13 protein-coding genes are annotated in these 10,781 nt (G+C 65.7%); 8 read left to right on the top strand and 5 right to left on the bottom strand.

Annotated elements, in window-relative coordinates:
* Positions 1–530, top strand: a 530-nt coding sequence (locus tag VJ811_RS06940; RefSeq protein WP_324071529.1) for an acyl-CoA dehydrogenase family protein, incomplete at its 5' end; no start/stop codon positions are given.
* On the opposite strand, the gene VJ811_RS06935 is transcribed toward VJ811_RS06940, so the two are convergent.
* On the bottom strand, positions 527–1,123 hold the full coding sequence (locus tag VJ811_RS06935; RefSeq protein WP_324071528.1) for an HAAS signaling domain-containing protein: 597 nt from the start codon (positions 1,121–1,123) through the stop codon (positions 527–529). The two genes, VJ811_RS06940 and VJ811_RS06935, sit on opposite strands and share 4 nt — an antisense overlap.
* Positions 1,120–1,446, bottom strand: a complete 327-nt coding sequence (locus VJ811_RS06930; protein ID WP_324071527.1) for a PadR family transcriptional regulator — start codon at positions 1,444–1,446, stop codon at positions 1,120–1,122. Before VJ811_RS06930 ends, VJ811_RS06935 begins: the two co-directional genes overlap by 4 nt.
* 72 nt (positions 1,447–1,518) lie before the next feature.
* Between VJ811_RS06930 and VJ811_RS06925 the strand changes: the two genes are divergently transcribed.
* The 3 genes from VJ811_RS06925 to VJ811_RS06915 are packed head-to-tail and all read left to right on the top strand — an operon-like array spanning position 1,519 to position 3,629.
* Positions 1,519–2,130 carry a ferric reductase-like transmembrane domain-containing protein gene (locus VJ811_RS06925; RefSeq protein ID WP_324071526.1) on the top strand — a complete coding sequence of 204 codons (612 nt, stop codon included), beginning with the start codon at positions 1,519–1,521 and terminating at the stop codon, positions 2,128–2,130.
* 51 nt (positions 2,131–2,181) lie between these two features.
* Entirely contained in the window at positions 2,182–3,387 is a 1,206-nt protein-coding gene (locus tag VJ811_RS06920; RefSeq protein ID WP_324071525.1) for a M20 family metallopeptidase, read from the top strand.
* Positions 3,384–3,629 carry a GlsB/YeaQ/YmgE family stress response membrane protein gene (locus VJ811_RS06915; protein WP_324071524.1) on the top strand — a complete coding sequence of 82 codons (246 nt, stop codon included), beginning with the start codon at positions 3,384–3,386 and terminating at the stop codon, positions 3,627–3,629. Before VJ811_RS06920 ends, VJ811_RS06915 begins: the two co-directional genes overlap by 4 nt.
* 3 nt (positions 3,630–3,632) lie before the next feature.
* Here the strand turns inward: VJ811_RS06915 and VJ811_RS06910 are convergent, their stop codons facing one another.
* From VJ811_RS06910 to VJ811_RS06900, 3 genes are all read right to left on the bottom strand, one after another.
* Complete coding sequence (locus VJ811_RS06910; protein ID WP_324071523.1) at positions 3,633–4,352, bottom strand: AAA family ATPase; 720 nt, start codon at positions 4,350–4,352, stop codon at positions 3,633–3,635.
* A 60-nt stretch (positions 4,353–4,412) separates the two neighbouring features.
* Positions 4,413–5,999: an L-aspartate oxidase gene (gene nadB / locus VJ811_RS06905; RefSeq protein ID WP_324071522.1), complete on the bottom strand. Its 1,587-nt coding sequence runs from the start codon at positions 5,997–5,999 to the stop codon at positions 4,413–4,415.
* A gap of 98 nt (positions 6,000–6,097) precedes the next feature.
* Positions 6,098–7,021, bottom strand: a complete 924-nt coding sequence (locus VJ811_RS06900; protein ID WP_324071521.1) for an ABC transporter ATP-binding protein — start codon at positions 7,019–7,021, stop codon at positions 6,098–6,100.
* Positions 7,022–7,123: 102 nt separating this feature from the next.
* On the opposite strand from VJ811_RS06900, the gene VJ811_RS06895 reads away from it, so the two are divergent.
* From VJ811_RS06895 to tldD, 4 genes are all read left to right on the top strand, one after another.
* Positions 7,124–7,696: a DUF4402 domain-containing protein gene (locus VJ811_RS06895; RefSeq protein WP_324071520.1), complete on the top strand. Its 573-nt coding sequence runs from the start codon at positions 7,124–7,126 to the stop codon at positions 7,694–7,696.
* A gap of 136 nt (positions 7,697–7,832) precedes the next feature.
* Positions 7,833–8,030 (top strand): zinc-finger domain-containing protein, encoded by a 198-nt coding sequence (locus tag VJ811_RS06890; protein WP_324071519.1) that lies wholly within the window; start codon positions 7,833–7,835, stop codon positions 8,028–8,030.
* A gap of 202 nt (positions 8,031–8,232) precedes the next feature.
* The gene (locus VJ811_RS06885) at positions 8,233–8,682 is read left to right on the top strand and encodes a DUF4402 domain-containing protein (RefSeq protein ID WP_324071518.1); all 450 of its coding nucleotides are present in this window, start codon (positions 8,233–8,235) and stop codon (positions 8,680–8,682) included.
* 475 nt (positions 8,683–9,157) lie between these two features.
* The gene (gene tldD / locus VJ811_RS06880) at positions 9,158–10,600 is read left to right on the top strand and encodes a metalloprotease TldD (protein WP_324071517.1); all 1,443 of its coding nucleotides are present in this window, start codon (positions 9,158–9,160) and stop codon (positions 10,598–10,600) included.
* The last annotated feature ends 181 nt before the right edge of the window (positions 10,601–10,781 follow it).

Genomic DNA, 10,781 nt, shown 5'->3' with positions numbered 1-10,781 from the left:
GCGACACCGCCGCGATCCATTTCAGCGACGTTCGCGTTCCGGCCGAAAATCTGATCGGTCCGGAGAACGGCGGCTTCATCGGCATCATGCGCAATTTCAACAGCGAGCGGCTCGGCATGGCGATGGGCTGCTGCGCCTATGGCCGCGTCGCGATGGCCGAGGCGGCGGAGTGGGCGCAGAACCGCGAGACCTTCGGCAAGCCGCTCGTCGGCCACCAGTCGATCCGCATCAAGCTCGCCGACATGGAACGCCAGATCGAGGCGACGCAGGCGTGGGTCGACCTCTGCGCGTGGCAGGTCAAAACCGGCAAGGACCGCCCCGCCGATTTCGCGATGCTCAAGGTGCAGGCGACGCGGATGCTCGAATCGGTCGCGCGCGAGGCCGCGCAGGTGCTGGGCGGCGCGAGCTACATCACCGGCAGCAAGGTCGAACGCATCTACCGCGAGGTCCGCGTCAACGCGATCGGCGGCGGCAGCGAGGAAATCATGCTCGATCTGGCGGGGCGGCAATTGTTCGGGGGGAAGCGCTAGACCGCGAGACGCCGCGCATAGCGGTCGAGCCGCGCCAGCTGCATCATCAGCGCGCTGACGAGAATCACCTCAACCGACGCGGTGGCGGCAATCAACGCGAGCGCCCCATCAGCACTGCCGATGCCGACCGCACGCAGCAGGCTGGCGCCGACCGACAGCGCGAGGCATCCGGCGGCCAGATGCAGCGCTTTACGAACCGCCGCGATCCGATAACGCGACGAAAACCACCACGCCGCACCAATGCACAGCAAAGCAGCGACCAGCCCGCCGCGGTCGAACCACGCGAGCGGATCGCCGCCGCCCGGAATATCGAGCAACACCGTCCGCAGCCGCATCAGCAGCAGCGTCGCTCCGCCCAGCAAGGCGGCTGCGATACACGACCGCCGCAACCGGTCGGGCAACGCCGCCTCGGCATAGGCGCGCGCGATTTCGGCCGGGCGCCCGAAACGCCGCACCGCATCGGCCTCGCCGACATGCTCGGCGGTATCGAAAAGATGCGATTCGATTTCGTCGTGCACACGCCGCGACAGCCGGGGATCGAACGCGAGGACCCGGTCGAGTTCGTCGAGATAGGCGGCGATCGGACCCGTCATGCGCGCGCGCCCAGCACGCGGTCGATGCCGCTGGCAAAGCTTTGCCACCCCGCGCGCCGCTCGACCAGCGACTGGCGCCCTTTGTCGGTCAGCGCATAGACACGGCGTTTGCGCCCGCCCTCGGGCTGGACCCAGTGGCTTGCGAGCAGGCCCGCGAGTTCGAGCCGGTGGAGCGCCGGATAGATCGTCCCTTCGGGCAAATCGAAATGCCCGCCGCTGCGTGTCCGAATCGCCTCGATGATCGCATAGCCGTGCAGCGCCGCATCGCCGATGGTCGCGAGCAGCACCGCGTCGAGATGGCCTTTGAGCATTTCCGAAGACATGGCCGCCGATTTAGCTTTGCAACGCTAGGTATGCAAGCTATACCTAGCAACCCTAGGCTTAGGACGGAGAATATGATGACGACAGCGAAATGGACCGAAGGCTCGCGCCTCTTCTGGTTGCTGACACTCGCCCTCGCCGCGATGGCGCTGGGGCTGCTCTTCCCGGCCGGCTGGAGCACCGACGGCTATCGCCTCGTGATCCGCGCCACCGCGCGCACCTCGCTCCTCCTCTTCCTCGCCGCCTTTGCCGCTGCCGCGGCGGCGCGGCTGTGGCCCGGCGCCTTCACGCACTGGTTGCGGCGCAACCGGCGCCAGTTCGGCCTATCCTTCGCCATGTCGCATCTGATCCACGCGCTGGCGATCTTCACCCTATGGCGGAGCGATCCGGACACCTTCTGGACGCTGTCGAACAAGGGGTCGATCGTCTCGGGCAGCATCGCCTATCTGTTCATCGCGGCGCTCGCGGCCACGTCGTTCGACGCGATGGTCCGGATGCTCGGCCCCAAGGCGTGGGGCTGGCTGCATTGGGCCGGCGTGTGGTTCATCGCGATCAGCTTTATCTTCACCAACGGCAAGCGAATCCCCGTCAGCGGCTGGTATGCGCTCCCTGTCGCGCTGGTCCTAGCGGCGATTCTGTTGCGGATTGCGGCGAAGCGACGGCGCCGCGTGCCCGCCGCGGCCTGAACCTTTCCAAGATCCCTCGACACGCGTGTGGCTTGGCGGCACAGTCGCTGCATGGACACCGCATTACATAGCTGGCCCGCCGAGGCCGAAACCCTCTTGGGCGATCTCGTCGACCTCCGCCGCGCGATCCATCGCGAACCCGAACTCGGGCTGCAGAACCCCAAGACGCTCGCGAAGATTAAGGATGCACTCGCGGGCCTGCCGCTCGAATTTCGCGAGGGGCCGTCGACGACCGGGCTGATCGCGATTTTGCGCGGGCCGGCGAACGGGCGGACCGTGCTCTTGCGCGGCGACATGGATGCGCTGCCGCTCGTCGAGGATACGGGGCTCGACTTCAGCTCGGAAACCACCGGCGCGATGCACGCGTGCGGGCACGATACGCATGTCGCGATGCTGGTCGGCGCGGCGAAATTGCTGTGTGCGGCGCGCGACCGGCTGCCCGGCACCGTGATGTTCATGTTCCAGCCGGGCGAGGAGGGCCATCATGGCGCGCGCTTCATGCTGGAGGACGGGATCGTCGACCCGCTGCCCGACGCCGCCTTCGCGCTCCACATCATGCCCAATGCGCCGCACGGGATTTTTGCGGGGCGCGCGGGGCCGCTGCTCGCCTCGTCCGATGTCCTCGCGATCTGCGTCAAGGGCGCGGGCGGCCATGCCTCGATGCCGCACGACAGCATCGACCCGATCCCCGTCGCCTGCGCGATCGTCACCGCGATCCAGACGATGGTCACGCGGCGCATCTCGGTCTTCGACCCCGCGGTCGTCACCATCGCGAAGATCGCCGCAGGCACGACGAACAATATCATCCCCGAGAGTGCCGAGATGCTCGGCACGATCCGCACATTGTCACCCGAACGCCGCGCAATGGTCGCGCGCGAGTTGAAGCGCCTCGCCCCCGCGATCGCCGAAGCGCATGGCTGCACCGCCGAGGTGACGATCGAGGAGGGCTTCCCTGTCACCATCTGCGACAGCCGCGCGGTGAGCTTCGGCCAGTCGGTGGTCGAGGAGACCTTTGGCGAGCAAGCCTGGCTGACGATGGACAATCCGGTGATGGGCGCCGAGGATTTCTCCTATGTGCTCGAAAAAGTCCCCGGCGCGATGTTCTGGCTCGGCGCGAGTGAGGAAGGCAGCGACTGGCGCGCCTGCTGCGGGCTGCACAGCAATCATATGGTACTCGACGAAAAGGTGATGGCGCGCGGCGCCGCGCTGCACGCGGCATTGGCGGAACGGTTTCTCAACGAAGGATTCAAAGCATGATCAACATCATCGGCGCGATCATCTCGGGCCTGATCATCGGCGCGCTCGCGCGCTTCTTCTATCCCGGTGCGGTCGAGATGGGGTGGGTCGCGACGATCCTGCTCGGGATCGGCGGTTCGCTGCTCGCCGGCCTCGCGACTTCGCGCGGGCGCGGCGACTTCAGCCGCGCGGGCTGCCTTGCCTCGGTCATCGGCGCGATCGTGCTGATTTTTGTCGGGCGCTTGCTCGGTGTCGGCGGCTGACGCCTATTCGATCATCGCCTCGACCGTTTCGTGCGGATAGAGCATGAATTCGCGATAGAGACGGTAATGTGCCGTGTCTTCGAGCTGTACCGGCTCGATCCCGAGCGGGCTGATCTGCCACAGATCGGCGTCGGGCAGCGCCATCAGGATCGGCGAATGGGTCGCCATGATGACCTGACTGTTGTTCGCGTGCTGAATACGGCGCAGCAGTTTGAGGAATTCGAACTGCCGCGACGGTGACAGCGCCGATTCGGGTTCGTCGAAAATATAGATGCCCTGCTGATCGGCGCGTTCCTCGAAAAACCCCAGGAACCCTTCGCCGTGCGACCACGACAGATAATCGGGCGGTAAAAACCCCGCGTCGTGGGCCGCCTGATCGACATAGCGGGCCAGCGAGAAAAATGTTTCGGCGCGAAAAAAGAAGCCTTTGCCGACCTTGGGCAGCCACGCCGCGCGCAGGGCATCGGCCAGCACGCCGCCATCGCTGCCCGAAATGTCCGACCGCTCGACGGCCCTATGACCATAGCCGCCCCCGCCCTCGCTGAAGCCGGCCAGCACCGCGATGGCTTCGAGCAGGGTCGATTTGCCCGATCCGTTTTCGCCGACCAGGATCGTGATGGGCTTCTCGAACCGGATTTCGAACGTCGGATCGCCGAACAGCGGGATGTTGAAGGGGTAATGTTCGCGATCGACGGCAGGCTTGTCCGCGACGGGCTCCGGCACCCACACCCGTCGCAGATAGGGGGGCGGGAGCTTCGTCCCGGCAGCTTTCCTAGCCACCGATCACGGCACCAGCACCGTATCGACCGCCTCTGGCAGCAGATCGGGATAATCGAGCGTATAGTGCAGCCCGCGGCTTTCCTTGCGGTGGAGCGCGCTGCGCACGATCAGTTCGGCGCATTGCAGCAGGTTGCGTAGCTCGATCAGGTCGGTCGTGACGCGGAAATGGCCGTAATAATCCTCGACCTCGTGCGTCATCATGTCGATGCGGTGCCGCGCGCGTTCCAGCCTCTTGGTCGTGCGCACGATGCCGACATAATTCCACATGAAGCGGCGGATCTCGGTCCAGTTCTGCTTGATCACGACCTCTTCGTCCGAATCGGTGACGCGGCTTTCGTCCCACGGCCGGATCGCCGGCGGCGGATCGAGCTGGTCCCAGCATTGAATGATATGCTTCGCCGCCGCCTCGCCGAACACGAAACATTCGAGCAGCGAGTTCGACGCGAGGCGGTTGGCGCCGTGCAGCCCGCTCTCGGTGCATTCGCCCGCGGCATACAGCCCCGGCAGGTCGGTGCGCCCGTCGAGATCGATCAGCACCCCGCCGCACGTATAATGCTGCGCGGGCACGACCGGGATCGGCTGCTTCGTCATGTCGATGCCGAGCGTCAGCAGCTTTTCATAGATGTTCGGGAAATGCCCCGCGACGAAATCGGGATCCTTGTCGCTGATGTCGAGATGGACATAATCGAGCCCCGAGCGCTTGATCTGGTCGTCGTTGGCGCGCGCCACGACATCGCGCGGCGCCAATTCGGCGCGCGCGTCATAATCGGGCATATAGCGATGCCCGGTGACGGGGTGCTTCAATATGCCGCCCTCGCCGCGCACCGCCTCGGTGATCAGGAAATTCTTGACGTCGAGATTATAGAGGCAGGTCGGGTGGAACTGCATCATCTCCATGTTCGACACGCGCGCGCCCGCGCGCCACGCCATCGCGATGCCGTCGCCAGTCGCGCCGCGCGGCGCGGTCGAAAACTGGTACACGCGCCCCGCCCCGCCGCTCGCGAGGATCGTCGCGCGGCCGACATGCGCGTGGACCTTCCCCGTCTTTTCGTCGAGCGCATAGACACCCCAGACGCGGCCCGATCCCGAATAGCGTAGCTCATGCCTTCCGCTGATCAGGTCGATGCACGCCTGCCCCGGCAGCAAGGTGATGTTCGGATGCGCCGCGGCGGTCTTGAGCAGCGCCGCCTGCACCGCCCAGCCGGTCGCGTCGTCGACATGGACGATGCGGCGGTGCGAATGCCCGCCCTCGCGCGTCAGGTGCAGCGCCTCGGCATCCTTGTTGAACGGCACGCCCATTTCGACCAGCCGCTCGATCGCGTGCGGGGCATTCTCGATCACGAACTCGACCGTATCGCGCCGGTTGAGCCCGCCGCCCGCGATCATCGTGTCCTCGATATGATTCTCGAACGTATCGCCCGCGTCGAGCACCGCCGCGATCCCGCCCTGTGCCCACGCCGTCGACCCGCCGGTGAGTTCGCCCTTCGCGAGCACCAGAACCTTGCAATGGTCGGCAAGTGCGATCGCGGCGGTCAGGCCCGCGGCGCCCGAGCCGACGATGATGACGTCGTGAGAGAGATTTTCAGTCATTCAATTTCCGTTCGTGTCGAGCGAAGTCGAGACACCCCGCGCCCTTGAGCCACGCCGATGGGCATCTCGACTTCGCTCGATGCGAACGGAAAGAGAAGCTAGCCATTCGCAGCGCGCGTCAGATTCAGGAACACATCTTCCAGATCGGCCTCGCGTGTTGAGACATCGACGATGCCATGTCCCATCGCATTGACCGCGGCGAGCACTTCGCCCGCGTTCATCCGGTCCTTGTTATAATGGATCGCGAGCCCGCGTGTCCCCTCGCGCTCGACCTTTTCGAACCCCGGATGCGTCGGAAGCGCGCCGATATCGGCATCGAGCGTCACGACGACGATCTTTTCGCGCGCCATGTCGACCAGTTCGCGCGTCGGCTTGTTCGCGATCAGCTTGCCATGGTTGATGATCGCGATCCGGTCGCAGAGTTCCTCGGCCTCTTCGAGATAATGCGTCGTCAGCACCACGGTGACGCCGCGGTCGTTGAGCCGCTGGACATAGTCCCAAAGCTGCTGCCTGAGTTCGATGTCGACCCCCGCGGTGGGCTCGTCGAGCACGATGATCGGCGGCGAATGCACCATCGCCTTGGCGACGAGCAGACGGCGCTTCATGCCGCCCGACAGCGTGCGCGCATAGGCGTCGCGCTTGTCCGACAGATGAACCGCGGCGAGCAGTTCGTCCGAAATGCGCTTGTCTTTCGGCACACCGTACAGCCCCGCCTGATTCTCGAGCGTCTCATACGGCGTGAAGAAGGGATCGAAAACGATCTCCTGCGGCACGATGCCGATCGAATATTTGGCGTTGCGCGGATCGGCGTCGATGTCGAAGCCCCAGATGCTCGCATGCCCGCTGGTCTTGTTGACCAGCCCCGCCAGGATGTTGATCAGCGTCGACTTACCCGCGCCGTTCGGCCCCAAAAGACCAAAAATCTCGCCCCGCGGGACGTCGAAACTGACATTGTCGAGCGCCTGCTTGCCGCCGGCATAGAGTTTGGAGACGGCGTCGATGCGGATGGCGGCTTCACTCATGGCCGCCTCCATAGCCGCGCACTTCGGAGTGCGAAAGCCTGCTAATTTTTCGTCAGCACCGCATTAACGCTAAATTGGAAACTCGCCGCTAGGACGGCGGATGTGGGGACCAGTCACATCTTTTGCCCGCTGCCCGTGCAGCGCGGCCCAATCGCCCTTGCGGCCATCTTCGCGATCCTGATCGCGCCCGGCGCCGCTTCGCCGGCGCTGGCGCAGGGCAGCGCGCAAGGCCAAGCCGAAGCCATCGTGCTTCGCCCGCTTTCCTTCTTCAAGGTCAATGACCTCGATTTCGGCGACATCATCCCGTCGGCGACTGCGGGAACGGTGACGATCGAGCCCGACGGATCGCGCTCCCGCACCGGCGGTGTCACGCTCGCGGGCGATGGCGGCGAACCGGCGCGCTTCGCGGGGCTCGGCACCCAAAATCGCCAAGTGAATATCTCGCTCGGATCGAACATGATCTGGCTCACCGGACCGGGGGTGCGGATGCGTGCCCGCACCTTCGAAATCGGCAGCACGCCGACCGCGATCCTGTCGACCTCGCCGATGCGTTTCCGCATCACCTCGGCGCTCGGCAATTACAACTTTCCGGTCGGCGCCACGCTCGAGGTCGGTGCCAACCAGGCACCCGGCGACTATAGCGGCACGTTCACGATCACATTGAACTATCTTTAGACCTTCTGTGGGGGGAGGACGGCACCGGGGGACCACTTGTCGCCCGAAAGGGCGCCTGCACCGGTGCCGTCAAAGCCCCTGACGATTGCGCAGACCCGATTGCCGAGCCTTCGCGCGCTTGCTATGGGCGCGGTCGATGACCCAGCCCGCACCCGAAACCATCCGCACGTCCAAGACCCGCATCGCCTGCGACGGCACCGGCGACGGCCTCGCCGATGCGGCGCTCGGCCACCCGCGCGTGTGGCTCGAAATCGACCCCGACGAGGGCTTTGTCGACTGCGGCTATTGCGACCGGCGTTTCATTCTGATCGGCGGGATCGCCGATAAAGGTTGAACGTAGGCGGCCGGAAGTAAACGGCCGGTTCACCAACTCCATGCATCGGTAAAGAAGGTTCCGCTGGCACAAGATGTGCCAGACAGGAGCAGAATCTGTGGGGATTCGAGGGACCAGACACTGTCGGGGCGCGGCTCGCGCCCTGATCTTCGCCGTGGCAGCGGCGAGCGCGGCGCTATGCGGAACGGCCCATGCTGCCGACATGCCCGGCATTGCGCATGCGGCGGTCATCCGCCCGAACACGCTGATCAAGACCGACGATCTCGATTTCGGCACGCTGATCGGCGGCGCGACCGGCGGCACCGTCACGATCAACCCCGTCACCAATGCACGCACGACCGGCGGCGGCGTCACGCCGGTCGGCTCGGCGGCGCAGCGCGCGGTGTTTCAGGGCACCGGCGGCATCTTGCTGATCACCGTATCGGGCAGCACCTCGGTCACGCTCACCCGCGCCGGCGGCGGCGCGGCGCCGATGACCGCCAGCCTTGTCCGCGCCGCCAGCACCAGCGGCGGCGGAATCGCGCTGCTCGGCGGGACATTGCTGCCGAGCGGGGTCCAGACCTATTATATCGGCGGCACGCTCACCGTCCCCGCGAACCAGCCCGAGGGCGATTACAGCGGCACCTTCACCCTCACCGTCAATTACCTGTAGTTCGATGCCGGTCGACCGGTTGCGGCCATAAGATCCTCCCTGTCGCGCAGCGATGGGAGGTGGCAGCGCGCAGCGCTGACGGAGGGGTTATGACGCGAGGTTGCCACCCCAAAGCAGGCATCGCCTTCAAATAGGCCTTTCCTACATTATCCGGCTGTGCCAGCCTTCATCCGGCTCTTTCACTTGGTGGATAAATGCGGTCGCTGCCCGGCTTGCCGGTGCGATCACGGCGCAGCGTGCCGGGCGCGTCCGGCACGCCGCAAGGTCCAAATCGGGAGGCGCACAGGGCTGAACTTTCCTGAACTTTGGAATATCACGCGGCCCTTGCGCCGACCGGATCCCGGATCGAACTGGGATGACGAAAGAAGGCCATCGCAGCTCTCCCCCCCCAAACGGACGTCCGGACACGGGCCACAATATCGACGCACGGCGAACGGGCCTTTGCGTCGTTGGCTCGCGCCCCTATATCGCTCTTATGACAAGCCCGACCGATCCCCGCCGCTTCCTCTATCGCGCCGACGCGCTCGACCCCGATCTCGCACAGCAACTTGCGCGCGAAGCGCTCGCCAAGGCCGACGATGGCGAGCTCTACTTGCAATATCGCGCGACCGAGAGCTTCGGCTTCGACGACGGGCGATTGAAGACCGCCGATTATTCGACCGACGCCGGTTTCGGCCTGCGCGCCGTGTCGGGCGAGATGACGGGCTTTGCCCACGCCAGCGACATCAGCGCGGGCGCGATCCGCCGCGCCGCCGAGACGCTCGCGCTGCTCGACCCCGCGAAACAGGCGCACGCCGCGCCGCCGCCGCGTACCAACCGCCATCTCTATGATGAGGCGAACCCGCTCGACCTCATCCCCTTCGCCAAGAAGGTCGCGCTCTGCCAGGAAATCGACGCCGCGGCGCGCGCGCGCGATCCGCGCATCGTCCAGGTGTCGGTGTCGCTCGCGGGTAGCTGGTCGGTGGTCGAGATCGTCCGCGCCGACGGCTTCCTCGCGACCGACATCCGCCCGCTCGTCCGCCTCAACGTCTCGATCGTAGTCGAAGAGAATGGCCGCCGCGAAACCGGCACTTTCGGCCTTGGCGGCCGTTACATGTACGACCATCTGTTCGCGCCCGACCAGTGGAACCGCGCGATCGACGAGGCGCTGGCACAGGCACTCGTAAACTTGCGCGCGGTCGACGCGCCCGCGGGCGAGTTCACAGTCTTGCTCGGCCCCGGCTGGCCCGGCGTGCTGCTCCACGAAGCCGTCGGCCACGGGCTCGAGGGCGATTTCAACCGTAAGGGCACCAGCGCCTTTTCGGGCAGAATAGGAGAACGCGTCGCGGCGCCCGGCGTGACGGTGGTCGACGACGGCGCGATGGACAGCCCCGTCGGCGGCGGCCGCCGCGGTTCGCTTAGCATCGACGACGAAGGCACGCCCACCGGCGAAACCGTCCTGATCGAGGACGGCATCCTCAAAGGCTATATGCAGGACCGCCTCAACGCCCGCCTGATGGGAGTCGAGCCCACCGGCAACGGCCGCCGCGAAAGCTTCGCGCATGCCCCGATGCCGCGGATGACCAACACCTTCATGCGCGGCGGCAACGACGACCCCGCCGAACTCTTGAGCCGCGTCAAGAACGGCATCTTCGCGAAAAGCTTCGGCGGCGGACAGGTCGACATCGTATCGGGCAAGTTCGTCTTCAGCTGCACCGAGGCGTACAAGATCGAGAATGGCAAATTGGGCGACTCGATCAAGGGCGCGACCTTGATCGGCGACGGCCCGAGCGTACTCACCAAGGTCACGGGCGTCGGCAACGACATGGCGCTCGACGAAGGCATCGGCATCTGCGGCAAGGGCGGCCAGAGCGTCCCCGCGGGCGTCGGCCAGCCGACCTTGCTGGTCAGCGGCCTGACCGTGGGCGGCACGGCTTAAACTTCTTCTCCCTTGATGGGAGAAGGATACGCAGCCTTGGCGCGAAGCGGCTAGGCGAAGTTGGATGAGGGTGATGGTGCGCCATCGAACCGCCGCTTCAGGCCGAGATCGCACCCCACCGCTGCGACTAGCCAGCAAGCTGGCAAGTCTCGCTGCCTCCCCCATCAAGGGGGAGGTTGCA

This window comes from Sphingopyxis sp. (assembly GCF_035250425.1).
Lineage (GTDB): Bacteria > Pseudomonadota > Alphaproteobacteria > Sphingomonadales > Sphingomonadaceae > Sphingopyxis.
This window is presented reverse-complemented; position numbering and strand designations above follow the sequence as displayed.